The organism is Streptomyces winkii, assembly GCF_032248595.1.
Taxonomy (GTDB): domain Bacteria; phylum Actinomycetota; class Actinomycetes; order Streptomycetales; family Streptomycetaceae; genus Streptomyces; species Streptomyces winkii.
The window spans coordinates 777,220-802,953 of sequence record NZ_JASTTH010000001.1 but is presented as its reverse complement, the minus strand read 5'-3'; the positions used below and the strand labels follow the sequence as shown (position 1 = coordinate 802,953).

The following is a 25,734-nucleotide window of genomic DNA, read 5'->3' as shown; positions in this document are numbered from 1 at the left end:
TCCGCGGCTCGCGACGGCGCAGCACGTACGAGGAGGGCCCGCCGGTACTGTCCGTACCGGCGGGCCCTCCTCTCGTATCCGCCGTACCGCGGTCGTTACGCCGCGGCGGCCGTGGGCTGCTCAGCCGAGGTTCGGCTCGAAGTCCCAGAGCGGGCGCGTGCCTTCGCGAATGCTCTCGGTCCGGGGGTGGCGCGTGCCCAGCGTGCGGGTGAGGCCGGAGAGCACGTCCTCGTCGAGCTTGCGGGACTCCGTCTCCTCCCCCAGCGAGCGCAGGTCGGCGGCGAGCCCGGACATCACCGACAGCGTCAGCAGATGGCTGTCGCCCAGTGTCCGGCGCGCCCGGTCCAGGGTGTCCCTCCCCAGCTCGACGGCCTCGTCGCCGCGGCCCGCGTCCTGCCGCCCGGCCGCGGAGTTGAGGGCGCAGCCCAGGGTCCACGGGTGGTCCGGGCCCAGCAGCGTACGCAGCCCGAAGTACGACTGCTCGAACATGTTGAGCGCACCCCGGGTGTCCCCGTCGGCCCGCATGATGAGGCCGACACTGGACTGCATGCCGGTCGGAACCGGGTGCGCCTGGCCCAGCAGCCTGCGGTAGCCGTCCTCGGCCTCGGTGATCAGCTGGTCGGCCGCGGACGTGTCGCCGATCTCGCGCAGGATGTTGCCGAAGTCCGTGACCAGGTTGAGGGTCTGGTAGAAGTCGCGGCCGTAGACCTGGCGGAAGCGGTCCAGCAGGAACGCGAGCTGCTCCTTGATCTCGTCCCGGTCCTCGCCCGCGTAGTAGCGGCACAGCAGCAGCTGATGCCGGGCGAACAGGGTCTGCGCGTGGTCCGGGCCCAGCACCTGGATGTGCATCTGCATGCCGAGTTCCTGGCGGGCCAGCGCTTCGGAGAACTTGCCCATCAGCCGCAGGTCGTAGGCGCAGTTGTTGCCGGCGACCAGCGTGGCCTGGTCGCGGACGGGCAGCACGCGCTCGCTGCGGCGCAGGGTCTCCACGTCGATCTCGTACGCCTCGTCGTAGCGCCCCAGCTGCCGCAGCGCCACCCCGAGATTGAGGCGCAGCGTCAGCGAGTTGGGGTTGTCCGGGCCCAGTGCCCGCTGGGCCGCGGCCATGATCTCCCGGGACAGCTCCAGCGATTCGCCGTACCGCCCGAGGCGGCGCAGCGCGACGGTGAGGGTGTGCCGGACCCTGAGCACCTCGGCCACGTCCGGGGCGTCCATCTCGTCGAGGTTGGCGAGCTGTTCGCGGATGAGCTCGTGCGCGGCGCGGATCTGGCCGCTCTCCCGCAGGCACTCGCTCTGCGAGAGGGTGAGCGGCACCCACATCGGGTCGTCCGGCGGGAACGTCGCCTTCCACCGCTCCCGCACCTGGGCGCCCAGCGCCACGCCCGTGCTGTACTCCGCGCTCACCGCGCAGTACCGCACGCAGTTGAGGACCGTCTTGCGCACCCGGTTGCCGGTGCTCTCCAGGGCGCCGCTCGGCTCGATGTGCAGCAGCAACTCGGAGTAGACCGGCCAGCTGGTGCTGTCCTGCGGCGTTCCCGGGTCGGCCTCGGCGAGGCTCCTGCGCACGATCCGCCGGTACTCCTCGAGGTCGTCGGTGGCGGTGAGCTGGCCGGCGATCGTGTGGACCAGCCGGTGCATCCGCACCCGGTCCTCGCCGCCGCCCGCCCGGCCCGACCGCGGATGCTCGACGGGCTCGATGTTGACGACGGAGAAGTTCGCGAGCACGTCCAACGCCTGCGTCCAGGCGGCGTGGTCGCGGACGATCCAGTGCAGCTGGTCGGGCAGTTCGCTCTCGGGGACGGCGCGCACCAGCCCGAGCGGGATCCGGCCGGGGGCGAACGCCGTGCACAGGGTGAGGAGCTGCACGGCGCGCGGATTGTCCTTGCGCAGCTGGTTGATGAGTATCGACCAGGAGGTCAGGGAGGCGATCGGGTAGTCGCGTACGGACTCCAGGCCGACCGGGAGGTCGATGCTGCCGCCCTCCCGGGTCATCCGCAGATACTCGGCGACCGGCATCCCGGACTCGCCGAGCCAGGCCGCGGCCTGGGCGAGCGCCAGCGGCACGTCCTCCAGCTCGACGGCGACCTGGTCGGCCTCCTCCGCGGAGATGTAGGGGGCCCGGCGCATCAAGTAGCCGGTGGACTCGCCCCGTACGAACCCGGGGACCGCCACGACGTCCGTGATCCTGCTCCAGGAGCGGTTCCGCGAGGTGATCAGCACGTGGCCGTCGCCCTCGGGCAGCATCGCCTCGGCGTCCGCCAGATCGTCCCAGCCGTCGAAGATGATCAGCCATCGGCTGTGCGGCTCGCCGCGGCGCAGCGCCTCCCGCAGCGCGCGGATGCGTCCGCCGGAGCCGCCCGCCTCGACGGGGAGGCCCATGCGCGGGGCCAGTTCGCTGAACCGCTCGCGCAGAGTGCCGCGGGCGTCCGAGTTGACCCACCACACCACGTCGTAGTCGGAGCTGAACCGGTGCGCGTACTCCGCCGCGATCGCGGACTTGCCGATGCCCGGCATGCCCACGAGGGACACCGCCGCAGTGCCGCGCTCGGCGTCCATGAGGCGCTGCTGAAGGGAGTTGAGCAGGTCGTCGCGGCCGGTGAAGTCGGCGTTGCGGCGCGGCACCTCGCCCCAGATGTCCGGGGTGTCGCGGGGGTAGCGGTGACCGGCGCGGGCCTGGGTCATCTCCGCCGGTTCGGCGTCCACTTCCAGCCGGTTCAGCAGCCTTCGTACGGCCTCGTCGGCGCTCACGCCCCACAGCTCCACGGGCCGGACCACGGCGGCGGAGGTGGGAAGTGCCGGGCTGGTGACGTTGACCGCCGCGAAGCGGTCGCGGTTCGCGGCCACGAAGCCCCGCATGGCCGTGTCCCACTCGCCCTCCTTGCGCGGGCCGAGTTCGAAGAACCACTCGCTCAGGACCAGCAGCACCGTCCCGTCGGACAGCAGCAGGTCTTCGAGCGCCTCTTCGAGGGGCTGTTCACGCGGCGGGCCCCAGCGCTGCAACACGACCTGGCAGCCGAGGCGCTCGAGGGTGCGGTGGATCCACGTGGCCCACTGCCGGTGATAGCCGGGGTAGACGATGACGAAGCTACGGTTCTCCCGACCCGCCGGCTCCACCGCGAGCGCCTGGCCCTGAGCGCTCATGCGCATTTCCCCTCACTGCTCCTGTGTCGGGCCGCCAAGCAGCGGCCAAGAGTGCCATCGCTTGGAGTCACCGCATCGTTACCGGGTTGGCCGCTTCGCTGAGCAGTCTGTGATGCGCCATCAGACCGCTCACGAACTCCCGTCCATTGTCGGTGAGTTCAGGCGAATCTGCGAGAGCCGGCAGGACCTCGGCGACCTGTTCACAGTAGTCCCTGTGGGCCCTTCGCGCGCCTCTGCGCGCGGGCGTCGGTACGCCCGTTCGACGGGTGTCGGAGATCCGGTGCCAGAGGTCGGCGAGCGCCAGGTGCGCGTAGGCGCCCTGGAGCAGCCCGCCGGTGGGACGCAGGTCCGTGCGCCAGGGCACCTTGTGGACGGCCGGGCCGCCGGAGCGGTAGAGCGGAGTCAGGTCGCACAGCACGGCCAGCTTGGTGTGCTGGATCTCGTGGACGAGTACCTCGGCCAGTGCCGCGGCGCCGTCGAGCGGCGTGGTCAGTACGGCGCCGGGGGCCGCGCGCAGGGTGGCACTGTACAGCTCCCGCGGGCCGTCGGGCGGCAGGGCGAGCGGGATCAGGCAGCGGGTCAGCGCCGCGACTTCGCGGGCACGCTGCCGGTCGGCGGCGAACAGCAGGCCCATCGCTCCGCGCCACAGCGGCGCCCACCAATCGGCCGCGGTGCGGTCGTGCGGGGCGGGGAGCTGCCACAACCCGCCGTCCGGGGGCGCGCGGCAGGGGTCGATGTCGTCCAGCACGGCGTTCCCGCCCGGCAGCGGCGCCGGCACCCGCGCCGGCTCCGGCCGTGCGGCCGCGTCGAGCCGCAGCTCTCCGGCGGGGCAGTCGTAGGCGCCGACGCCGGGCAGCACCAGCTCCCCCTCGGGCGCGGGCAGAACGAGTTCGAAGGCGCAGCCGGAGCGCAGCGCGGCGGCGGCCGCGATCTGCCCGGTCAGCGCCAGTTCGGCTCCGAAGGCCTCCGGTTCACGCGTGTAGAGCGTCCGCATGAGCCTGATGCCGACGGTGGGGTAGGCCAGGACGCGCCGGGTGCTGCGGGGATCGTGCCGTTCGGCCCGCTCCAGCAGCGCCCAGTGCGCGGCGAACTCCCGTAAGGCGGCGGCCGGAAGAGCGTCCCGCTCCGCGTTCACCCGCTCATGCAGTGCCTTGAGCAGCAGCAGCCGGTGGTTGTGCACCACCCGCAGATGAGCCGCGACATCTCCGGGCTGCGTGCGGGTCCGGCCGAGGAGCCACAGCCGTTCGGCCGTCACCTCCACCGGTCAGCCGCCACAGGGTCCGGCTCCGTCCAGGAAGTCGTCGTCGGGCGAGGGCGGGTTCTGGCTGAAGAGTTCGCTCCCTTCGCCCGCCCCGCTCAGCACGTGGGCCACGGCCGCGGTCAGGGCCGGGGTGTCCATCCGGCGCAGGGTGCGCAGGTCGACGCCGGAGAGGTCGGGAAGCGGAGGCGCGAGGGCGTACTCCCCCCGCTCCACGACCGGTTCGGCGTCAAGGTGCTTCGGCACAGTGCTCTCCCTCCCCGTGGCCCCTCTCAGGAGGCTGCTCCACAGCTGTTGAGTACTTCCCGACGCCCCGAATACGGAAACCTGTTCGGTCCTGGATTGGCTGTCATTGGGCCCCTGTGGCTTCGCCGGCCTCCAGCGATTCGATCCGTTCGCGGGTGCGTCCGGCCTCCTCCCAGGGGACGGGCGCGAGCATTCCGGCCAGCCGCTGCCACTCCTCCCCTGCCTCCCGGTACGTGGCCAGTGCCCTGCGCGGCTCATGGCACCGCTCGTACAGCGCGGCCAGCGCGTGCAGGGCACGGGCGGCCTCCACCGAACCGCTGGTACGCGCTCCGGGTACCTCGCGGGCCTCCGACACGGCGTCCTGGTAGGCCCGTTGGGCCGGTGTGAACGGGGGCCGGGCGTCCGGGAAGGCCATCCGGGCGTCCCCGAGCAGCCGCCAGCTCTCGGCACGCTGCACGGCCTGATGGGACTGGCGCGCGGCGAGCTCCAGCAGGTGGCTGCCCTCGAACAGGTCCGGCGGGAAATGCCCCCGCTTCCAGCGCCTCAGCAGGGCCTTGCCGAGCAGCAGCTGGGCACGGCCGGGCAGCGGGCCGCTGCCCGGGGCCACGGTCAGCGCCTCGCGGAGTATGCCCTCGGCGCCGGCCGGGTCGTCGTCCCGCAGCAGCCGCGTCTCTCCCCACTCGATGAAGAGTTCGCAGCGCTGCGGGCTGTCTCGCGCGGTCAGTTCGGCAGCCTCCTCGTAGGCCTGGTCGGCGGCCTGCAAGTCGCCGGCCTCGCGGTACACACGGGCCAGGGTGCGGGCCCAGCGCAACAGCAGATTCCGGCCGCCGGGGGCGGCGGGGTCGGCGCGGGCCGCCGGCTCCGCGTCCGCGAGCAGCCGCAGCACCTCGGCGTGGTCGGCGCTGCCGGTCAGGCGCAGCGCCGCGACCAGGTCGAGCAGCACGGCGGCCCGCCGCTGTACGGGGACTCCGGCCGCCCCGGACAGGTCTGCGGCCTCGCGCAGTTGGCCGGCCGCGGCGGTGGCGCACTCCTCGGCGGACGTACGGTCCCGCTCCGTACGGGCCATGTCGAGAAGTGCCCGCCCGAGCCGTACGCGCCGGTCCTCCTGCGTGGCCTGGTCCGGCTCCTCGTCCTCAAAGGGTTCGCTCAGATCGCTCACGACGGCGCGCAGCCATGCCGAGTCGCCGTCCATGCGCCACAGTTCGTGCCGCACCCCGGCGCGGGCCAGTACGGTCGCGGGGCGGTCGGAACCCTCGCCGGACAGCAGATGCTCGGCGCGCGTCAGCAGCCTCCTGCGGCGCTGGGGGTCACGACGCGCCTCGGGGGTGCCGGCCTGCGCGAACAGCACCCGGCCGAGCACCCGGCGGGCCCACTCGCTGTCCTCGGCCAGCAGCACCGCCTCGGTCACCTCGTGGGCCTCGCGCAGCAGCTTGCTGTCGCGCTGCACTCGCCACTGGTCCAACAGCCGTTCCGCGTCCTTGAGTTGATCGGGCAGCGGGCGTACGGGCCGGTACCAGCGCACCACTCGGGCCGGTATCTCGGCGAACAGCTCCTCCCCCAACTCGCCCTCGTCGTACTCCGGTTCGTCGTGCTCGGGGTGGGCCCGCTCCACGTCCGCGGTGCGCCCGCTGAGCTGGGCGACGGCCAGTGCGGGGAAGTTGCGCGTCCCCTTGCCGAAGTGCCTGGTGACGTACTCCGAGAGGTGCTTGAGCACCAGCTCGGCCGCGCCCTGGTCGAGGGACTGGAGCAGCAGGTTCTGCACGCCGTTCACGAAGTCGTAGCGCGGGCCCGGCGAATCCTCGACGTCCGGGAGCCGCTCCAGCAGCCCGCTGAGCAGCACCTCCGCCAGCTCCATCGGCCCCGTGTCGGGGAACATCGCCTCCTGCACCAGCTGGATGACGGGCAGCACGAGCGGTACGGCGGCCAGATGCACGGCCAGGTCGAGCGCGCCGGGAGAGGCGGACGCCCGGAAGGCGTTGAGCAGTTCGCGGGCGTCGGCCCCTTGCGGCGCCGGCGGCGCCGGCATGGCGTGGTGGCGGGGGCTGACCCAGGCGGCGGCGCCGCGCACCGTCTGCCGCCCCTCGCCGCCCAGCAGCCGCGCCCAACTGCCCAGCGCCGCGGGCGTGGGCAGCAGCACGGGCACCGGCAGCGCGTCGTCGGCGGGCGGCGGCCCGTACCCGTCCGGCTCGAAGGTGACCGGGCCGCCCGGGCCCTTGTCGCGCACGAGGAGCCCCGACTCGCCCGGCAGGGCCGTACGCGGCCACAGCCGAGGGGGCAGCGGCTGGACCACGGCCAGCGGCGAACTGCCGGACCAGCGGTGCAGCATCCGCTGCGCTCCCCCGTCCTGCCACAGCGAGCCGACGCAGTCGCTGACGACGAGCGTCAGGCGCCGCCCGGTCGTGTCCCGGTACTGGTCGGCGGGGCGCAGGCGGGTGGCGGAGCGGTCGGGGCCGGTGCCGATGAGGGGCGCCAGTCCGGGGCCGCCGCGGTGCAGGCAGAGGGCCTGGACGTCGCGGAAGGCTCCGAGCCGTTCGCAGGTCTGGCGGAGCTTCTCGAACGTGAGCTGCCACACGGAGGTGGTGGCCGACGCGTCCATCAGCAGCAGCAGTTCGGCGTCCGGCCGCCGGGACGGGCCGAAGACGGGACGCACCGCGCCGCTGCGGGCGCTCAGTTCGGCGCTGGCGGCCTCGTCCAGTACGCGCGTGACCGACGGCACGCGGGACCGGTAGCCCAGCAGCGGCCGCATGGCGCGCTGGAGCCCGAGCAGGCCCGGCAGGGTGCTTGCGGCGGGGGCGCGCACGGGGAACGCGCTGCTCGGAGCGCCGCCGTGGCGGTCGGGCGCATAGAGCGACACGGTGGACAGCGACGGCGTGTGCCGGGCCGGGGGCCTGGCCCCGGTCTCGTCCTCGGACGGCCGCTCGTCCGGCGGGGGCTGCGACCCCGGCCGGGACGGCTCCGCTGCCGCTTCCCCTTCCTCCTCACCGTCCGGAACGGGATCCGGAGACACCGCCTCGTCCGCGTCCGCGCTCGCCCAGCGGGCAAGCCACAGCGCCTCGGCCACCTCCTCGGCCGACGGCTCCCAACCGGCCTCGCGCATACGCGAGATGAGATCGGCCAGCCGCGACTCGGCAGGGTGCGGGAGCCCGCTCCGGTGCATCGCCCATCACCTCGGGCGGTCCAGGGGACGCAGCAGCATCTCGGCGAGACGGCTGCGCGTCACCCGCTCCGCTCCGGCCGCACGCTGCGTCAGGAACAGTGCGTTGAGCAGTTGGTCCGTGGCGACGACCTGGCCCGCGTCGCGCTCGAGGAAGCGGCGGACGTACTCCTCGCCCTCGACGAGGGCCTCCTCGCCGAGATGGGCCGTGACCATCGCGGCGAGCTGTTTGTCGGTGGGCGGTTTCAGCTCCAGCTGGATGCAGCGGCGCAACAGGGCCGCGGGGAAGTCGCGTTCGCCGTTGGAGGTGAGGACGATGAACGGGAACGTCGTGCAGCGCACCCGGCCGCCGGTGACGGCCACCTTGTCGCCGTCCTCCGTGAGCACCTCGCTGACGGGTTCGCGATCGGCGCTGCGCTCCAGCTCCCGGATCGTGAACTCGCCCTCCTCCAGCACGTTCAGGAGGTCGTTCGGCAGGTCGATGTCGCTCTTGTCGAGCTCGTCGACGAGCAGCACCCGCGGAAGCGCCTCCTCGCCCTCGGGGCGCGGCAGCAGCGCGGTGCCGAGCGGCCCCAGCCTGATGTACGAGCCGATGGGCGGCCGTTCGGCCCGTTCGCCGTCGACGGCCCGCTCCAGCTGCACGTCCTGGAGGCGGCCGATGGCGTCGTAGTGGTACAGCCCCTCCTGGAGACCGGTGCGGCTGACGATGGGCCAGCGCAGCACCCGTCCGAGACCCAGCTCGTAGGCGACGGCGTGCGCGAGCGTCGACTTGCCGGTGCCCGGATTGCCGGTGACCAGCAGCGGACGCCTCAGATACAGCGCGGCGTTGACCGCCTCGACCTCCTCGGGGCGTGGGTGGAGGTTCTCGACCACCTGCCGCTGCACACCGAGCCGTCGGGCCGCGTCGCCCTCGTCGACGCCGCCTTCGCCCGTTCCGGAGCCGCCGGATAACGTGAAGTCCCGCCAGGGCGGAGGGTCCGGCAGCCGCCGCGCGCCGTCGTGCGGGAGCCCCGCTCCCCGGTAGATCCGCCAATCGCTCACTGTGAGCTCCTCGTGCTGTCCGGTCCCGGTCGGGTCGTCGTGACGTCGGTCGTACGCGGGCGCGTGCCCGAGGCTACTGGCGGAGTGGGGGTGCTCGGAGAGGTTCGTCTGCAAGTTGCGGGCCTTGCGGCGGATCGTAAAGGAGAACCAGCTGCCCGGCCCAGGCCGTTGCGGGCTTCGACGACACAGGGCCGGCGTTCTGGTTGCGCACGTCGCGTACGAGTTCGCGCAGGCTCGCCGGCGCTCCTGCCGAGCGCGCGGAACTCAGCAGCTCCGCGGCCTTCTGCTGGAACTCGCCGCAGTCCGAGTGCTGTTCGTCGCATCGTCGCCATAGTGCCACCGGGTGCCCAGCTCCCAGCGCCACACCCATCGCCACCGCGCCCTGCCCGCTTCCGGCCCGCGCGCAGTGCACCGGCACGGCGTGCGGCTCGGCGCTGCGCAGCCGGGCGTACGCGGCCAACTCGCTCTCGTGCTCTGTGTGATGACCCCCTTCGTCTTCCCCGTCGCCCCCGCCCGGACACAGCGGCACCGCCTCCATCTGCCCCTTCTTGATGACGCGCCAGCGCTGGTGCCACTCCGGGATGCGCTCCGACTGCATCCACCGGTGCCGGTCGCGCAGCGCGACCGTGCGGCGGTGCCCCAGCGGCAGGGTGTGCGGGCTGAACGGCTCGCCGGGGCCTGCCTCCTTGGGCTGCCACATCTCCACCGGCTCGTCGAACAGGGCGCGCGGGAGCATGAAGTCCACGGCGGCCAGATGCTCCCCGATGTCGCCCTTGTCGAGCGCGTCGGCGAGCGCGGCGCGGATGTCGCGCTCCAACTCGTCGCGCGGGACGCCGGTTTCGCTCTGCCGTACGGGGCTGACCTGGCCGTCCTCCTTGACCAGCTTGATCCGCCAGGGGTGCGTGCCGTAGAGGTCCGGGTCGATCTCGACCAGCACGTCGGCGTGTGAGGCGCGGGCGCTCGGCTCGGCCGTGGCACTCGCCAGGATGCCCTGCACCAGCTCCCTGTCGATGCCGTTGGGCAGCGTCACCGCGGCGTTCCTGACCCATGCCTCCAACTCCGCGAGGGGATCGGCCTGTTGATCCGTCCTCTCCTCGGCCGGAACCGGACGTGGCCTCGGCACCGTGGTGCGGCCGGGCGCCGACAGGGCCTGGCACACGCGCGCCGCGTAGAGCACCACCGCGGCCCGTTCGCGGTCGCGGCTGCTCTCGCCGCCCGTGGCGCTGCCGTCGTGCATGTCGTAGAGGAGGCCGACGCCCTCGCGCCAGCTGCGCGGTGCGTGGATGTGGAGCCGGAAGGTCTCCCTGCGCACGTCGCGGCGGGACTCCTCCACCATCTCCAGCACCTCTCCGGCGCTGACCGGTGACGGCAACTCGGCGAAGCGGCCGAAGAGTTCGGCGCGGTCGTAGGCGGTGAAGCCGCTCGCGTAACCGCCCGGGTCGCGCTGCTGCTCCCGTATGAACTGCTCCCTGGGCCAGCTCCAGTCGAGGGCGAGGAAGCGCTCCAGATGGTGCCGGTCGTGAGCCCGCAGGACCTCCCGCCAGACCGCCGCCTCCCGCGCGCCCTCCTCGCAGAACCGGCGCAGCCCGGTGATCGGCGTGGCCCGCACGAGGTGGCTGCCGTCCCGCGCACGGCCCTTGTTGACCCCGATGACGCTGCCGCGGTCCCGGTCCAGGACGGGGCCGCCCGAGCAGCCCGCCGGCACATACGCGCCCTCCAGCATCATCGGGCCGCCGGCACCGGCGCTGGCGCGCCCCGAGCCCTGCACGTACGCCACTCCGCCGCCGAGCGCGGAAGAGTAGCCGTACAGCTCCACGTTCGGCGAGTTCAGCGCCGAACGGTCGCTCAGCCACAGGGCGTTGGTACGGGAGGCGTGGGTCTGTTCCGGAATCCGTACGAGTGCGAGGTCGGGTTCGGCCCAGGGCCCGGACCGGTGCCCGTCGCCGGAGGGGCGGGGAAGGGCGCACGCCAGCTCGCCCGTGAGCTTCTCGCCGCTTTCCGTGGTGATGCCGATGACGCGCTCACCCCTCCACACGGCACGCCTCCCCTTGTCCACGACGTGCGCGCTCGTGAGCACCCAGCCCGGCGCGATGAAGAAGCCGCTGCCCCAGAACTGCGCACGTGGACCGTCGTCTTCGCCGTCATACCCGTCGCCGGGTGCACCAATCCGTACGACAGCCGAGCGCACGGCGCTCTCGACGGCGCTCACGAGACACGCACGGCGCATGGCGGCAAGCCGACCCGTGCCGCCCGCGCCGGCCCATGGGCGGGCACTCCGGCCCGTCCCCTGAAGACAGTGATCGTCGCCACCCCCGTTCCCCCGGTTCCCTCCCGCCTGATGCGTGCGAGGGACAAGATTACTGTTCCTCCTGCCGCGTTTCTGCCCCCTGCTTCCAGGTCAGGGTCACCGAGATCGCGCCCTTCACCTGGCCGTCCGCGAGCAGGGCCACCGCCCGGCCCGGTTTCGCCGCGAGCTCGATCCCGAAGGTGGCGCTCACCTCGTCCGGGCGGGCGGACCGCGCGGCGTTCAGCACGGCCGAACCGACGCCGCTGACAAGCTCGTTGAGCTGATCGATGCGAGCGGTCAGCCCGTCGAAGGCGGCGGTGTCCTCGAACTCGTACTCCTCGTCCGGGCTGCCGCCGTCCGGCAGCCGCCCGGGTTCCAGCACGCTGACGGACGCGAGTACGCGCTCCCCGCCCGGCAGTTCGATCTCCTGAACACGGACATCCCGTTCCACACGTCCCCCTCGATGCTGGCCGCGGCCCGTGCCGCAGCGGACAGTCTGCCGCCGATAATCTTGGGACCGCATCCCCCGTCCACGTTCCCCGGGAGCCCTCCGTGTACTTCACCGACCGCGGCATCGAAGAGCTGAGCAGCCGGCGCGGCGAGGAAGAGTTCACCTTCGAGTGGCTGGCTGAGCAGCTGCGGGCCTTCGTGGATCTCAACCCGGACTTCGAGATCCCCGTCGAGCGGCTGGCGACCTGGCTGGCGCGGCTCGACGAGGACGAGGACGAGGACTGAGCGGGCGGGGACGGGCAGGGCGCAGGAGTCAGTGTCAGGGCCGGGGCGGGGGCCGGAGCCAGGGCAGGGGCCCGGAGCCGGGATCGGGGTGGGGGCAAGCCCAACTCACGGTCCCTGCCGGCCCGCGCGCTCCTCGCGGGCGCGCAGCGCGAGCGCCAGCAGCGCCGCGTCCTCGGGCCGCCGTATATCGCGTCCGGTCAGCTCGTGGAAGCGCATGAAGCGCTGCTGGACGGTGTTGCGGTGGCAGTAGAGGGCCCTCGCGGTCTCCGCGATGGAGCCGCTGCCCGCCAGATGAACCCGCACCGTGTGCAGCAGCCGTTCCGTCTCGGCCGCGGGCGCGCGCCCGGAGGCCAGGCCGCCGAGGACGTCCTCCGCGAGGTGCGCGGCGAACGGCCCCGCCCGGTTGACCAGTACGTCCAGCCACGCGTCCGCCAGCCGCAGCGGCCCCGCCGCCGCTTCGGGCAGCGCCCTCGCGGTCGCGGTGGCCAGCTCGGCGGCCCGCGGCACCTCGGCGAGGCCGTCCGCGGCGGGTGAGACTCCGCAGGGCACGCCGTCCAGCCGGTCGAACACGGTCTCCTCCGTTACGCGAGGCCCCAGTTGAACCGTCAGCAGCGACGCGGACGAGACCGTCTGCCGTTGCAGCGCGGCCCCCGCGGAGCGCAGCGCGGCGGCCGGCGCGTGCAGGCCGCCACCGGAGCCGGGCCCGGGCAGCTGCGCGACGCACAGGAAACGTCCGGAGGGCACGAAGCCGAGCGCCAGGCCCACGTCCCGTACCACCGTCGGGTTGCGGCCTCCGCTCTCCAGCAGCCGGTCGAACCAGAGCCGGCGCTCGTCCTCCCGCTGCCGTCCCATCTCCAGCACCGTGCGCTGGTACGCGGTCATGATGCCGGTGACGTGCGCCTCCACCGCCTCCCACACGTGGTAGGCGGACGCGACGAGCAGCACCTTGTCCTCGTCGTCGGCCCGTGCGACGAGCGCGTCCCACACCACCCGGAAGTCCAGCCTGGCCGCGGCGAGCAGCGAGTCGAGCGGTACGCCCTGGCGGGCCCGGCGTTCGCCGATGCGCTCTGAGATTCCGGCGAGCTCCGCGGGCACGGGCAGCCCGGCGACCGTACGCAGCAGCAGCTCGAACGCCTGGAGCGCGGTCTCCCGGAAGTCGTCGTCGGGCACGGCGTCCGCGTAGTGCTCGCGCAGCGGGCGGACGGTCTCCAGCCAGTCGCGCAGCAGGACGTCGACGCCCTTCAGGCACTCGACGGCGAGCTCGGCCGCGCGCGGGTGCGCGGCCGCGGCCGACGGATCCGGCTGAGTGTGCACATGCACAATAGTGACGCTCAGGTCCGCGATACTTCAACGTTGGTCTTCCGCGAAGAGCAAGCAATGCTGGGTCGATCGCTCGCGTCCAACCGACCAGCCGGTCGATTCCGGAGGCCGCACAGTGCATCTGACCCCTCGCGAGAACGAGCGTCTCCAGCTGTTCACCGCCGCGGAGTTCGCGCGCCGTCGGCGCTCCCGTGGCCGCAGGCTCAACGCCCCCGAGGCCGTCGCCCTCATCTGTGACGAGGTGCTGGAGGCCGCATGGGACGGGCTGAGCATGGACGAGGTGATCGCGGTGGGCCGCACGGTCCTCACGGAGGACGACGTGCTGGAGGGGGTGCCCGCGATGGTCCCCACCGTCCAGGTCGAGGCGCTCTTCCCGAGCGGAACCTCGCTGGTGGCCGTGGACGAACCGATCAGACCGGCGGACGGGGAGCGGGCCGGCTCGGTCCCGCAAGACCAAGTCCCGCAGAGCGCCGTCCCGCAAGGCGCCCTCGCGCAGGAGGCCGACCCGCCCGGTGCCGTCCGTACGGCGTCCGAGCCCGTACGCATCAACGAGGGGCGGCGCAGGCTGCGGCTGACCGTGCGCAACACCGGCGACACCGCCGTCTACGTCTCCTCGCACTACCCCCTCGACGAGACCAACGGGGCGCTGAGCTTCGACCGCGAGGCCGCCGCCGGAATGCGCCTCGACATCCCCGCGGGCACCGCCCTCGTCTTCGAACCGGGCGGCGAGCGCGAGGTCGAACTCGTGGAGGCACGCCGGTGAGCGCGCCCGCGCCCGGCCCCCGCGAGGTCGACAGGCGGACCTACAACGCGCTCTACGGCCCCACGACGGGCGACCGGATACGCCTCGGCGACACCGGCCTGTGGGTGGAGGTCGAGACGGACGACGGCACCCCGGGCGACGAACTCCTCGGCGGCTGCGGCAAGACCGTGCGCGACGGCCTGCTGGCCTCGCCCCGCTCCGACCGCGACTCCGCGCTCGACATGGTCGTCACGAACGTCGTGCTGCTCGATCCCCGGCTGGGCGTGCGCAAGACGGACATCGGCGTGAAGGACGGCCGTGTGGTCGCGGTCGGCGGGGTGGGGAACCCGGATCTCGCGCCCGTCGACTTCGCCGTGGACTCGCACACGTCGATGGTTCCCGGCGAGGGGCTGCTGGCGACGCCCGGCATCGTCGACAGCCATGTGCACCTCTCCTCACCGGAGATCGCGCCCGCGGCGCTCTCCGCGGGCGTGACGACGGTCGTCGGCATGGGCCTCGGCGGCATGTGGGAGATCGGCTGCAACCCCGCCCCCAATCTGCACACGCTGATGAGCGCGTGGCGCGGCACTCCGCTCAACGTGGCGTTCCTGGCGCGCGGTTCGTCCTCGTCGCGCAGGCTGCTCGACGAGATCGTCCTGGCCGGAGCAGGCGGTTTCAAGATCCACGAGGACTTCGGCGCGACGCCGCGCATCGTCGACACCTGCCTGGACGCCGCCGAACAGGCCGATCTGCCCGTGGCGTTGCACACCGACTCGATGAACGAGTCCGGCTATCTGCGCGACACCGTCGGCGCCACGCGCGGCCGGACCGTGCACGCGTACCACGTCGAGGGCGGCGGCGGTCACCCGGACCTGCTGGAGATCCTCTCCGAGGCGAACATCCTGCCGTCGTCGACGACTCCGACCGTCCCCTACACGGTCAACACCGTCGACGAGCTCTTCCCGATGACGATGACGGTCCACCGGCAGAACCACCACATCGAGAGCGACGTCAAGGTCTCCCGGGGGCGCATACGGGCGCACGCCATCGCCGCCGAGAACTCCCTGCACGACCTCGGTGCCATCAGCATCGTCAACTCCGACTCGATGGGCATGGGCAGGATCGCCGAGACCGTGCGGCGCACCTGGCAGCTGGCGCACCTCCAGGCCGTACGCACCGGCGACACCGGAGTCGAACACCGCGCGAACGCACGGGTGTTGCGGTATCTGGCGAAGATCACGCTCAATCCGGCGGTGGCGCACGGGATTTCGCACGAGGTCGGCTGCGTCGCGCCCGGGCAGCTGGCCGACATCGTCCTGTGGCACCCGGCGTGGTTCGGCACGAAGCCCGAACTCGTCATCAAGAGCGGCTTCGTGGCGTGGGGCAACACCGGGTCGGGCTCCGGCTCGACGCGGCTCACGCAGCCGCGCACCTACCGCCCCTACTACGGCGCGCTCGGCGACGCGGCGTCGCAGCTCGCCCGCGTCTTCGTCGGCGCGGAGGCGCTCGCGGACTCCGGTGCGCGCAACTCCCTTCCCGGCGGACTGCGTTATGCGTCCGTACGGGAGAGCCGCGGCCTCACCCGCGCCGACATGCTGCACAACACCGCGACCCCACGGGTCGAAGTGCCCGGCTCCCCCGGCCCCGTCCTCGTCGACGGCGCACCCACCGCCACCGAGGCCGCCACAGAGGTCCCGCTGGCCCGACTCCACCACCTGGCCTGACGCGGCCCACCCCCGCCGCGGCCCACGATCCGCACACTCTGGTCACCGTCCCCGAGGAGACCGCATGAGCACCTCACAGCCCCCGCCCCAGTCCCCGCCGCCTTCCCCGTCGTCCTCGTCCTCGTCCTCGTCCTCGTCCTCGTCACCGTCACCGTCCCCGTCCCCGTCGGAGACGTCCGCGGCTCCCCGGACGACCGCGAGCACCGCCGACATCAAACGCCTGCTGTCCGCCGCGTTCATCGGCACGGCGCTCGAGTGGTACGACTACTTCCTCTACGGCACCGCCGCGGCCCTCGTCTTCAACAAGCTCTTCTTCCCCGACCTGGACCCGGCCGTCGGCACGATCGCCTCGTTCGTCACCTTCGCCGTCGGCTTCGTCGCCCGGCCCGTCGGCGCCGCCATCTTCGGGCACGTGGGCGACCGGTACGGGCGGCGCACCGCGCTGATCATCACCGTCGTGCTGATGGGACTCACCACCGGCTGCATCGGCCTGCTGCCCGGCTACGCCACCATCGGCATCTGGGCACCGGCCCTGCTCGCCACGCTCCGCTTCCTGCAAGGCATCTCGGTGGGCGGCGAGTGGAGCGGCGCGATGCTGCTGACGCTGGAGCACACACCCAGGGAGAAGCACGGCAGCTACTCGGCGGTGCCCCAACTCGGCTCCCCCGTCGGTACGTTGCTCTCCAGCGGGGCCTTCGCTCTGGTGGGGATGCTGCCCGACGCGGCGTTCTACTCGTGGGGCTGGCGGATACCGTTCCTCTTCGCCTTCGTGCTGCTCTTCGTCGCGCTCTACATGCGGCTGCGCATCGAGGAGTCCCCCGTCTTCCAGGCCATGATGGCCGACAAGGAGGAGCACGGGCCGCCGCCCGCACCGCTGATCGAGGCCTTCCGCCGCACCTGGGGGCGCATCCTCATCGGGATCGCCGCCGCCTTCCTCGGCATCGGCGGCTTCTTCCTGCTGACGACGTTCATCATCTCCTACGGCACCGAACAGCTCGGCGTGGACAAGTCCGTGATGCTCAACGCGACGCTCGTCGGGGCGGTCGTCGAGATCGCGGTGCTCGTCGTCGGCGGCAGGATCGCCAACCGGGCCGGGCCGTGGAAGGTGTGCGCGGTGGGCGGCGTCGTCTCCGTGCTGGCCGCGTTCCCCACGTTCTGGCTGGTGGACACGGGCGAGACCCCGCTGGTCGTGCTCGGGGTCGCGCTCGGCATCGGCGCGATCTCCATTCCGTACGCCCCGATCGGCGCCGTCGTCTCCGGGATGTTCCCCGAGAACTTCCGCTACAGCGCCGTCGCCATGTCGTACAACCTGGCGGGCGTGGTCTCCGGGTTCGTGCCGCTGGTGGCGGCCTCGCTGCTCGGGCTGTCCGGGGGCGCCTCGTGGAGCGCGGCGCTGCTGCTGATCTTCATCGCGGCGTGCACCGCGCTGGGCTCGTATCTCGCCGGTCCGCAGCTGCGGCGGCGCCTGGGCCACGACCCCAGCAAGCAGCACGAGACGTCGAAGGCGATCGCGTGACGGCCGTCGCGCCCCGTACCGGCGGGCGGATACTCGTCGACCAACTCGCGGCGCACGGCGTGGAGACGGTCTACGGCGTGCCGGGCGAGAGCTACCTCGACGTCCTGGACGCGCTGCACGACGCTCCCGTACGGATGGTCGTGTGCCGCCACGAGGGCGGCGCCGCGTACATGGCCGAGGCCACGGGCAAGCTCACCGGCCGCCCCGGCGTCTGCTTCACCACGCGCGGCCCCGGCGCGGCGAACGCGCTGGTCGCGCTGCACACCGCGCACCAGGACGCGACGCCGATGGTGCTCTTCGTCGGCCTGGTGCCCCGCGGCCACACCGGACGCGCCGCCTTCCAGGAGTTCGATCTGCGCGGCACGTTCGGGGCGCACGCCAAGCTGGTGGAGACGGCCGACGACGCGTCACGCCTGCCCGAAGTCACCGCCCGCGCCTTCGCCTTCGCGGCGGGCGGCCGCCCGGGGCCGGTGGTCGTCGGGCTGCCCGAGGACATGCTCACCGGCACCGCGAGCGTCGCGGACGCGGAGCCGCTGCCCGTGCCCGAGGGCGCCGTCTCCCCAGAGCAACTCGGGGAGCTGGAGGCCCTGTTGACCGAGGCCGAGCGTCCGCTGGTGCTCCTCGGCGGCAGCCGCTGGACGGACGCCGCCCGTGCTGACGTACGGGCCTGGGCGCAGGCATGGTCCCTGCCCGTGGCCGTCGACTTCCGCTGCCAGGACCTGATGCCCGGCGACTGCGAGCTCTACGCCGGGAACCTCGGGTACGGGCGCTCCGACGCCCTCGCCCGGCGGCTCGCCTCCGCGGACCTGCTGATCTGCGTGGGCGCCGCGCCGGGCGACGTCAGCACGGACGGCTATGCATGGCATGCCGGGCAGGGCGGACCCGACGCAGCGCCGGCAGGTGGTCCGAACTCGGGGCTGCCGGGCGGACGTTCGGACTCCGGGCACACCGCCCCATCCCGGCGCACCGTCCATGTCCTGCCCGGCTCCCCGCCGCCCGGTGCCTGGGAGCGCCCCGACCTCACGCTGCTCGCCGCACCGGCCGCCTTCGCCCGTGCCGTGGCGGATCTCAAGCCCGCCGCGCCCGTGCCCTGGACCGACGTCACACGCGCCGACCGCGCCGCCCACCTCGACTTCCGCCGGCCGCTGCACGACCCCGAACCCCTTGATCTCGGCGCTGTGTTCGCCGAACTCGACGCTCGTCTGGACGCCGACGCCGTGATCACCTTCGGCGCCGGCAACTACGCGCTCTGGGCGCAGCGTTTCCTCACGTACCGCGAGGGCATGCGCCAACTCGCGCCGCGCAACGGCTCGATGGGCTACAGCGTCCCCTCCGGTGTCGCCGCCGCCGTCACCCGGCCCGGGCGACAGGTCGTCACGTTCGCGGGCGACGGCTGCTTCATGATGAACGGCCAGGAACTGTCCACCGCCGTCGCCGAGGGTGCCGCACCGCTGATCCTCGTCGTCGACAACGGGACGTACGGCACCATCCGCAAGCATCAGGAGCTCGCCTACCCCGGCCGCGTCAGCGGCACGGACCTGCTCAACCCGGACTTCGCCGCGTACGCCCGCGCGTTCGGCGCCCGCGGCGAAACGGTCACCGCCACCGGGGAGTTCGCGCCCGCCCTCGAACGCTGCCTCGCCGACTGCCGCGCGGGCAGGGCCTCACTGATCTGCCTCCGCCCGTCGGAGGGCCGCCTCGCGCCGGGCATGACGGTCGCCTCCCTGCGCGAGCAGGCCGCCGGACGGGCAGGGTCCGGTACGGGCGGCGGTCAGGACGGCGAACGGAGCGGCGAGGGCGGCTGAGCTCCCGCGGCCGGGCCGCCTCCGGACGCTTGCACCGGAACCCACACACGACATATCGTGTTCCTGCGCGAACGCGATATGTCGCTCTGTCCCATGTGCTCCGTCCATGGCTGTCCGCGGCTCTCGGGCTCGCCGTCGCCGTACGACTACCCGGGAGGCCGCCGTGCCAGAACGCTCCTCGTGGCCGATCTCCGCACCACAGACCCTTGAGATCGACGACAGCATCGCATCGCTCCAGGTACGCATCGTGGGCGGCAGCGTCAACGTCGTCGGCACCGCCGACCCCGGCGCCCGTGTCGAGATCAGCGAGGTGCAGGGCCCGCCGCTCGTGGTGACGCTGGAGGGCGACTCGCTGGTGATCGCGTACGAGGACGTGCCCTGGAAGGGCTTCCTGAAGTGGCTCGACCGCAAGGGCTGGAACCGGCACGTGGTCGTCTCGGTGTCGGTGCCCGAGCACGTCGCTCTCTCGGTCGGGGTCGTCGGCGCGAACGCGTTCGTCTCCGGCCTCTCGGGACGTACGGACGTACGCGGCGTCAGCGGCGACACCACCCTCGTCGGCCTCGACGGACCGGTGCGCGCCGAGACCGTCTCCGGCAACGTCGAGACACAAGGCCTCAGCGGAAAGATCGCCTTCAACTCCGTCTCCGGCGATCTGACGGTCATCGACGGCCGCTCCGCCGTGAAGGCCGACTCCGTCAGCGGCTCCATGATCCTCGACCTCGACACGGGCGGCAGCGACGCGGAGACCGACGTCGTGCTCGGCACCGTCTCCGGCGAGGTCGCCCTGCGCCTGTCGCATCCCGTGGACGCCGCCGTGGACGCGAGCACCGCGAGCGGAGCCGTCTCCAGCGCGTTCGACGAACTGAAGGTCCAGGGGCAGTGGGGCGCGAAGAAGGTGACCGGCACGCTCGGCACCGGCAGCGGCCGTCTCACCGCCAGCAGCGTCTCGGGTTCCATCGCCCTCCTGCGGCGCGCGGCGCCCGTCCACGACGACCTCCTCCTCAGCAAGGACGCCTGACATGCCTCCCGTCTTCGCACACGGACGCCTCCGCCTCTATCTGCTCAAGCTCCTCGACGAGGCGCCGCGGCACGGCTACGAGGTGATCCGGCTGCTGGAGGAGCGCTTCCAGGGGCTGTACGCACCGTCCGCCGGGACCGTCTATCCGCGCCTGGCCAAGCTGGAGGCCGAGGGCCTGGTCAGCCACTCCACCGAGGGCGGCGGCCGCAAGGTCTACTCGATCACCGACGCCGGACGGGCCGAACTGGCCGAGCGCGAGGACGAGTTGGCGGAGCTGGAGGTCGAGATCAGTGCCTCCCTGACGGCCCTGGCAGCCGACATCCGCGAGGACGTCAGCGGCTCCGCCCGAGATCTGCGCCACGAGATGCGCGAGCAGGCCCGCCGTACGCGTACGGAGTCGGGAAGCGCGGGCGGCTGGCCCGGCCCCGCCGACAAGGAGGCGTGGCAGCAGGCCAAGGAGGAGATGAAGCGGGCCAAGGAGGAGTGGAAGGAACAGGCCCGCCGCGCCAAGCGGGAGACCCAGCAGGCCAGACGCCAGGCCAAGGAGGCACAGGCGCGCGCCGCCGCCGTCGAGGAGGTGCAGCGCATCGCCCGGCAGGTGCAGGACCAGGTGCAGTCACGGGCGAAGTCCGGCGACTGGCCCGGCGCGGTCCGCGAGGGCATGTCGCAACTGGCCCGGGAGATGGGCAACTTGGGGCGCATCACGGAGCACACGACACCCTGGTTCCCGTATCTGCGCCAGGAGCCGCCGGCCGGCGCCGAATCGCCGAGCCCCGACTGGGCGGAGGAGAAGGACACCCCGAGCGACGACCCGGGGCGCGACCTGGAACGCCTCCTGGACCACTTCCGCGACGACGTACGGGACGCAGCACGCGATCACGGCGTGAACGACCGGCAGTTGCGCGAGGCACGCCGTCAACTCTCCACGGCGGCGGCCCACTTGATGGCGCTGCTGCGCGACCCGGACGCCTGCGCGGAGGACGACGGCGACGCCTGAGCAGCGCCGCGACGGGCAAGCAGGACGGACCGGCGGGCGCTTCAGACCGTCAGCACGACCTTGCCGAACAGGTCGCCCTCCGCCATCTTCGCGAAGCCCTCGCGCGCCCGGTCCAGCGGCAGCGTCGAGTCGATGACCGGGCGGACGCCCTTCGCGGCGCAGAACTCCAGCAGCGAGGCCAGCTCCTCCTTGCTGCCCATCGTCGAGCCGACGACCTTCAGTTCGAGGAAGAAGACCCGGTTGAGCTCCGTGGCGGGCGGGTTGGGCCCGCTCGTCGCGCCCGAGATGACGACGGTGCCGCCCGGCTTGAGCGACTTCAGCGAGTGCGACCAGGTCGCAGCGCCCACCGTCTCCAGCACGGCGTCGACGCGGTGCGGCAGCCGAGCACCCGTCTCCACGGCGCCCTCCGCACCGAGTTCGAGGGCACGCTGCCGCTTCTCCTCGTGCCGGCTGGTGGCGAAGACCCGCAGCCCGGCAGCCGCGCCCAGCACGATCGCGGCGGTCGCGACGCCGCCGCCCGCGCCCTGCACGAGCACGCTGTCGCCGGGCCGTACGCCCGCGTTGGTGAAGAGCATGCGGTACGCGGTCAGCCAGGCCGTCGGCAGGCAGGCGGCCTCCTCGAAGGAGAGCTCCTTCGGCTTCGGCAGCACGTTCCACTGCGGTACGGCGACGCGCTCCGCGAACGTGCCCTGGTACTTCTCCGTGAGCAGGGTCCGCGGCTCGCGCGGGCCGACGCCGTGCCCGCTCGCGCCGATGACCGCGTGGATCACGACCTCGTTGCCGTCGGCGTCGACGCCCGCGGCGTCGCAGCCGAGGATCATCGGAAGCGAGTCCTCGCCGAGGCCGACGCCCCGCAGCGACCACAGGTCGTGGTGGTTGAGCGACGCCGCTCTGACGTCGACGGTCGTCCAGCGGTCCGGAACGGCGGGCTCCGGGCGGTCGCCCACCTCCAGACCGTCGAGCGGCTGGTCCTTGTCGATGCGCGCGGCGTATGCAGCAAACATGATCGGGACGTTACTCCTTCCACCTTCGCCGGAGGTACCCCCACCCCCGTCAGCTGCGGCGGACCCGCCCATCCTCTCCGCGGCCGGCACCAGCTCCGACGACCGTCACGGCCCCTGTTCACCACGGTCGAAAGGCGAGAACGGGCAGCGGGCAATTCCGGTCGGTGTTCTGCCTTTGCGTGCCTTCCCGGCCGGTGCCGGTGGCGTCAATCTCCCTTGCTCCACACCAGGTTCGTCCCTAGGGTCGGCCCCCGACCAAGCAGTTCGAGCTCGAATACGGGGAGAACCATGAAGTTCAGGAAAATCGCGACCGCGGGAATGATGGCCACCGTTTGTGCCGGCGCACTTCTGACGGGCAGCGTGCCCGCTCAGGCACATTCGGGCCAGGCCTTCTGCGTCGCACCCACGGCCGGCATGGACGGCTGCTTCTACGCGGGTGACGACTCGTTCGCCGTGGCCGACAACCTCGCCGACGGAAAGGCGACGACTCTCGAATGGTCGGCGCACGACGGATCCGGCCGTACGGGGAAGTGCGTCGACTCCAACGGCTCACTGAACGGCTGGACGTACTGCGACGAGAACTTCCGCGAAGGCAAGAACCACTACTTGAACGTGGACGTCGTCTCGGGCGCCGGCTCGACGCCGCCGTTGGTCGCCTGGGTCTCCGGCCGATAGAACTGCCGGGCCATCCGAGCGTGAACCGGCCGGAATCATTCCGGCCGGTTCACGCACCCGTCACAGGACCTTGGACAGGAACGACTTCGTCCGCTCGTGCTGCGGGTCGTTCAGAACCTCCCGCGGGCTCCCGGACTCGACGACCACGCCGTCGTCCATGAAGACCAGCGAGTCGCCGACCTCGCGCGCGAACCCCATCTCGTGCGTGACGACGATCATCGTCATGCCGTCCTGTGCGAGGTCGCGCATCACGTCGAGTACCTCGCCGACCAGCTCCGGGTCGAGCGCGGAGGTGGGCTCGTCGAAGAGCATCAGCTTCGGCTCCATCGCCAGCGCGCGAGCGATCGCGACGCGCTGCTGCTGTCCGCCGGAGAGCTGGGAGGGGTAGGTGCCGGTCTTGTCGGCCAGTCCGACGCGGTCGAGCAGGGCGTGGGCGCGTTCCTGCGCCGTCGCCTTGCTCTCGCCCTTCACCTGGACCGGCGCCTCGATCACGTTCTCAAGCGCCGTCATGTGCGGGAAGAGGTTGAAGCGCTGGAAGACCATGCCGATGTCGCGGCGCTGTGCCGCCACCTCGCGGTCGCGCAACTCGTAGAGCTTGTTGCCGTGTTCGCGGTAGCCGACGAGCGTCCCGTCCACGTACAGCCGCCCGGCGTTGATCTTCTCCAGGTGGTTGATGCAGCGCAGGAAGGTCGACTTACCCGAGCCGGAGGGCCCGACGATGCAGAACACCTCGCGCGGCTCGACCTCGAGGTCGATGCCCTTGAGCACCTCCAGGGGGCCGAAGGACTTGTGAACGGCCTCGGCCTTCACCATCGCGTTCATGCGCTTCCTCCTGCTCCCGATCCCGTGCCACGGCTGAAGGTGAACACGAGCCGGCTGACTCGCTGCCACGGAGTCGCGGGAAGCTGCCGCGAGGAACCGCGCGCGTACCGCCGTTCCAGGTAGTACTGGCCGATGCTGAAGACGGTGGTGATGATCAGGAACCAGATCGTGGCCACCAGCAGCAACTCGACGACGGAGCCCGCGTTGTTGCCGATGTTCCGCGCCTTGCGGAGCGTCTCCTCGAACAGGACGACCTCGCACAGTGCGGAGGTCTTCAGCAGGTTGATGAACTCGTTGCCGGTGGGCGGCACGATGACCCGCATCGCCTGCGGGAGCACTATTCGGCGCATGTTCTGCCCGTGGGTCATGCCCAGCGCCTGAGAGGCCTCGGTCTGCCCCTCGTCCACCGACTGGATGCCCGCGCGGCAGATCTCCGCCATGTACGCGGCCTCGTTGAGGCCGAGCCCCAGCAGCGCCGCCATGAACGGCGTCATGACGTCCGTCATCTCGTCCTTGTAGATCGGGCCGAGATTGAGCACCGGGAAGACCAGCGCGAGGTTGAACCACAGCAGCAGCTGCACGTACACGGGCGTGCCGCGGAAGAACCAGATGTACCCCCACGCGACGGAGGAGGTGATCGGGTTCCGCGACATGCGCATCACGGCGAGGACGATGCCCAGCACCAGCCCCATGAGCATCGAGAGCACGCTCACCAGGAGGGTGTTCTTGACGCCCTCCAGCACCTGCTCGTCGAAGAAGAACTCTGCGACGGAGGCCCACCGGAGCTTGTCCGCCGTGGCGAAGGCGTTGACGAGCAGGCCGAGAAGGGCGATGACGACGAGGGCCGAGACATAGCGGCCGTAGTGCCGCACCGGTATCGCCTTGATCGCCTCGGGCGCTCTGTCGGTCGGCGGTGGCGCGTCGCTCTGCGCCTTGTCGAGGGGAGCGGTCATGGATCTTGCTGCCTGTCGGTCGGGGGGATGGAGGAGGACGCGTGTAGAACGTCCCGCCCGGGACGTGCGGACGGAGCGCGGCCGGCCGGCGTGCTGTCACGGCCGGCCGGCCGCCGCGCGGCTCAACTACCGCTGTTGATCTTCGCCTCGGACACGCCGCCGTCCTCGACGCCCCACTTCTTGAGCGCCTTCTTGTAGGAGCCGTCCTCGATGATCTTCGCGAGCGCCTCCTTGAGCGCGTCGCGCAGCTCCTTGTCGTCCTTGGAGACGGCCATGCCGTACGGCGCGGACTCCATCTGCTCGCCGACGATCTCGAACTGGCCTTCCTTGGCGGCGTTGGCCGCGACCGGGAAGTCGGAGATGTCCGCGACGACACCGCCGGCGTCCAGCCGGATGCGAGCCTGGTCGTCGGTCTCGAACGGCTCGATCGTCAGCGGCCGCTCACGGTCCTTCTTGCACTTGTCGATCTGCTTCTTGAGGATCTCGTGCGAGGTGGTCCCGCGCTGCGTGGCCACCTTCTCCCCGCACAGGTCGTCCATCGACTTGACCTTCTCGGGGTTGCCCTTCTTGACGAGGATCGAGGAGCCCGCCGTGAGGTAGTCGACGAAGTCGACGCCCTTGCCGACCTTCTTGCCCTTGTCGTCCAGGCCCTGCTGCCGGTCCTTGGTGTCCGTCATCGACGACATGATCATGTCGAAGCGGCCGGTCTGGAGGGAGGTGACCAGCCCGTCGAAGACGCCGCCGGTGAAGTCGAACCGGACACCGAGCTGCTTGCCCATCGCGTTCGCGAGATCGGGGTCGAGCCCGATGATCTTCGCCCCGTCCTTGTACTCCATCGGCTTGTACGCGGGGTCCGTGCCGACCTTGATGACGCCCGCCTTCTGGATCTTCTTCGGGAGCTTGTCGAAGAGCGGGGCCTTGCTGCCCTGCGTCTTGCCGCCGCCGCTCGCGGATTCCGTCTGGTCACCGCAGCCGGCCAGCAGCAGAGCGCCGGTGACCGCCACGGCTATCGGCGCTGCCAAACGAGCCCTGCGGCCCCGCGCGGCAGCAGGGCGTCGGGAGTTGCGTGCGGTCATTACGGGTCCTCCTGCGGATGAGGGAGCGGCCTGCCAGGCACACACCTTCGGGTGTCGAGACCGCGCAAGGATGCTGCCGATGGATGGGGAAATCCTGCCATCCGTTCGAGCGGTTATTGAGAGCTCGCGAGTCAAAATCGGATAACGGAGGCGGCGTTCCGGATACAGGGCACTCACGCGTCGCGTACGGGATGTCGCGTTCCGTTCGACGGGAGACCTT

20 protein-coding genes are annotated in these 25,734 nt (G+C 71.9%); 8 read left to right on the top strand and 12 right to left on the bottom strand.

The annotated features are described in order from the left end of the window. Window positions 1-120 precede the first annotated feature (120 nt). The 7 genes from fxsT to QQM67_RS03630 form a co-directional block, all read right to left on the bottom strand. Window positions 121-3,141 (bottom strand): FxSxx-COOH system tetratricopeptide repeat protein, encoded by a 3,021-nt coding sequence (gene fxsT / locus QQM67_RS03660; RefSeq protein ID WP_314172043.1) that lies wholly within the window; start codon window positions 3,139-3,141, stop codon window positions 121-123. A 67-nt stretch (window positions 3,142-3,208) separates the two neighbouring features. Next, window positions 3,209-4,402, bottom strand: a complete 1,194-nt coding sequence (locus QQM67_RS03655) for an aKG-HExxH-type peptide beta-hydroxylase (RefSeq protein ID WP_314172042.1) — start codon at window positions 4,400-4,402, stop codon at window positions 3,209-3,211. A gap of 3 nt (window positions 4,403-4,405) precedes the next feature. Continuing rightward, a complete protein-coding gene (locus tag QQM67_RS03650; RefSeq protein WP_314172041.1) occupies window positions 4,406-4,645 on the bottom strand; it encodes a hypothetical protein in 240 nt (79 codons plus the stop codon). A 103-nt stretch (window positions 4,646-4,748) separates the two neighbouring features. Next, window positions 4,749-7,802 (bottom strand): SAV_2336 N-terminal domain-related protein, encoded by a 3,054-nt coding sequence (locus QQM67_RS03645; RefSeq protein ID WP_314172040.1) that lies wholly within the window; start codon window positions 7,800-7,802, stop codon window positions 4,749-4,751. Window positions 7,803-7,808: 6 nt separating this feature from the next. After that, complete coding sequence (locus QQM67_RS03640; RefSeq protein ID WP_314172039.1) at window positions 7,809-8,840, bottom strand: AAA family ATPase; 1,032 nt, start codon at window positions 8,838-8,840, stop codon at window positions 7,809-7,811. Window positions 8,841-8,913: 73 nt separating this feature from the next. Beyond that, a complete protein-coding gene (locus tag QQM67_RS03635; RefSeq protein ID WP_314172038.1) occupies window positions 8,914-11,067 on the bottom strand; it encodes a VMAP-C domain-containing protein in 2,154 nt (717 codons plus the stop codon). Window positions 11,068-11,197: 130 nt separating this feature from the next. Further along, window positions 11,198-11,578: a CU044_2847 family protein gene (locus tag QQM67_RS03630; RefSeq protein ID WP_314172037.1), complete on the bottom strand. Its 381-nt coding sequence runs from the start codon at window positions 11,576-11,578 to the stop codon at window positions 11,198-11,200. Between the two features lie 101 nt (window positions 11,579-11,679). Here QQM67_RS03630 and QQM67_RS03625 point away from each other — a divergent pair, with 101 nt between their 5' ends. Further along, a complete protein-coding gene (locus tag QQM67_RS03625) occupies window positions 11,680-11,862 on the top strand; it encodes a DUF6104 family protein (protein ID WP_314172036.1) in 183 nt (60 codons plus the stop codon). A 105-nt stretch (window positions 11,863-11,967) separates the two neighbouring features. Here the strand turns inward: QQM67_RS03625 and QQM67_RS03620 are convergent, their stop codons facing one another. Next, on the bottom strand, window positions 11,968-13,176 hold the full coding sequence (locus tag QQM67_RS03620; RefSeq protein ID WP_314172035.1) for a PucR family transcriptional regulator: 1,209 nt from the start codon (window positions 13,174-13,176) through the stop codon (window positions 11,968-11,970). Between the two features lie 121 nt (window positions 13,177-13,297). Here QQM67_RS03620 and QQM67_RS03615 point away from each other — a divergent pair, with 121 nt between their 5' ends. The 6 genes from QQM67_RS03615 (at window position 13,298) to QQM67_RS03590 (ending at window position 20,984) form a co-directional block, all read left to right on the top strand. Beyond that, window positions 13,298-13,945, top strand: a complete 648-nt coding sequence (locus QQM67_RS03615; RefSeq protein WP_314172034.1) for an urease subunit gamma — start codon at window positions 13,298-13,300, stop codon at window positions 13,943-13,945. After that, a complete protein-coding gene (locus QQM67_RS03610; RefSeq protein ID WP_314172033.1) occupies window positions 13,942-15,648 on the top strand; it encodes an urease subunit alpha in 1,707 nt (568 codons plus the stop codon). Before QQM67_RS03615 ends, QQM67_RS03610 begins: the two co-directional genes overlap by 4 nt. A 64-nt stretch (window positions 15,649-15,712) precedes the next feature. Then, window positions 15,713-17,164: an MFS transporter gene (locus QQM67_RS03605; protein ID WP_314172032.1), complete on the top strand. Its 1,452-nt coding sequence runs from the start codon at window positions 15,713-15,715 to the stop codon at window positions 17,162-17,164. Continuing rightward, a complete protein-coding gene (locus QQM67_RS03600) occupies window positions 17,161-18,969 on the top strand; it encodes a thiamine pyrophosphate-binding protein (RefSeq protein WP_314172031.1) in 1,809 nt (602 codons plus the stop codon). The genes QQM67_RS03605 and QQM67_RS03600 overlap by 4 nt, the downstream gene beginning before the upstream one ends. 163 nt (window positions 18,970-19,132) lie before the next feature. After that, window positions 19,133-19,987 (top strand): DUF4097 family beta strand repeat-containing protein, encoded by an 855-nt coding sequence (locus tag QQM67_RS03595; protein WP_314172030.1) that lies wholly within the window; start codon window positions 19,133-19,135, stop codon window positions 19,985-19,987. A gap of 1 nt (window position 19,988) precedes the next feature. Next, a complete protein-coding gene (locus QQM67_RS03590; RefSeq protein ID WP_314172029.1) occupies window positions 19,989-20,984 on the top strand; it encodes a PadR family transcriptional regulator in 996 nt (331 codons plus the stop codon). A gap of 41 nt (window positions 20,985-21,025) precedes the next feature. On the opposite strand, the gene QQM67_RS03585 is transcribed toward QQM67_RS03590, so the two are convergent. Continuing rightward, complete coding sequence (locus QQM67_RS03585; RefSeq protein ID WP_314172028.1) at window positions 21,026-21,988, bottom strand: zinc-binding dehydrogenase; 963 nt, start codon at window positions 21,986-21,988, stop codon at window positions 21,026-21,028. 288 nt (window positions 21,989-22,276) lie between these two features. Here QQM67_RS03585 and QQM67_RS03580 point away from each other — a divergent pair, with 288 nt between their 5' ends. Next, window positions 22,277-22,663, top strand: a complete 387-nt coding sequence (locus tag QQM67_RS03580; protein ID WP_314172027.1) for a hypothetical protein — start codon at window positions 22,277-22,279, stop codon at window positions 22,661-22,663. Window positions 22,664-22,723: 60 nt separating this feature from the next. Here QQM67_RS03580 and QQM67_RS03575 read toward each other — a convergent pair whose 3' ends face one another. From QQM67_RS03575 to QQM67_RS03565, 3 genes are all read right to left on the bottom strand, one after another. Further along, the gene (locus QQM67_RS03575; RefSeq protein WP_314172242.1) at window positions 22,724-23,476 is read right to left on the bottom strand and encodes an amino acid ABC transporter ATP-binding protein; all 753 of its coding nucleotides are present in this window, start codon (window positions 23,474-23,476) and stop codon (window positions 22,724-22,726) included. Between the two features lie 5 nt (window positions 23,477-23,481). After that, entirely contained in the window at window positions 23,482-24,438 is a 957-nt protein-coding gene (locus tag QQM67_RS03570) for an amino acid ABC transporter permease (protein ID WP_314172026.1), read from the bottom strand. Window positions 24,439-24,560: 122 nt separating this feature from the next. After that, window positions 24,561-25,514, bottom strand: coding sequence for an ABC transporter substrate-binding protein (locus tag QQM67_RS03565; RefSeq protein WP_314172025.1), 954 nt, complete (start codon window positions 25,512-25,514; stop codon window positions 24,561-24,563). Window positions 25,515-25,734 lie beyond the last annotated feature (220 nt).

Excerpts from the sequence above, each read along its gene's own strand:
- QQM67_RS03580 (WP_314172027.1), top strand. The coding sequence starts at position 22,277 with ATGAAGTTCAGGAAAATCGCGACCGCGGGAATGATGGCCACCGTTTGT.
- QQM67_RS03605 (WP_314172032.1), top strand. The coding sequence starts at position 15,713 with ATGAGCACCTCACAGCCCCCGCCCCAGTCCCCGCCGCCTTCCCCGTCG.
- QQM67_RS03575 (WP_314172242.1), bottom strand. The coding sequence starts at position 23,476 with ATGGTGAAGGCCGAGGCCGTTCACAAGTCCTTCGGCCCCCTGGAGGTG.
- QQM67_RS03570 (WP_314172026.1), bottom strand. The coding sequence starts at position 24,438 with ATGACCGCTCCCCTCGACAAGGCGCAGAGCGACGCGCCACCGCCGACC.
- QQM67_RS03645 (WP_314172040.1), bottom strand. The coding sequence starts at position 7,802 with ATGCACCGGAGCGGGCTCCCGCACCCTGCCGAGTCGCGGCTGGCCGAT.
- fxsT (WP_314172043.1), bottom strand. The coding sequence starts at position 3,141 with ATGAGCGCTCAGGGCCAGGCGCTCGCGGTGGAGCCGGCGGGTCGGGAG.
- QQM67_RS03635 (WP_314172038.1), bottom strand. The coding sequence starts at position 11,067 with ATGCGCCGTGCGTGTCTCGTGAGCGCCGTCGAGAGCGCCGTGCGCTCG.
- QQM67_RS03565 (WP_314172025.1), bottom strand. The coding sequence starts at position 25,514 with ATGACCGCACGCAACTCCCGACGCCCTGCTGCCGCGCGGGGCCGCAGG.
- QQM67_RS03590 (WP_314172029.1), top strand. The coding sequence starts at position 19,989 with ATGCCTCCCGTCTTCGCACACGGACGCCTCCGCCTCTATCTGCTCAAG.
- QQM67_RS03585 (WP_314172028.1), bottom strand. The coding sequence starts at position 21,988 with ATGTTTGCTGCATACGCCGCGCGCATCGACAAGGACCAGCCGCTCGAC.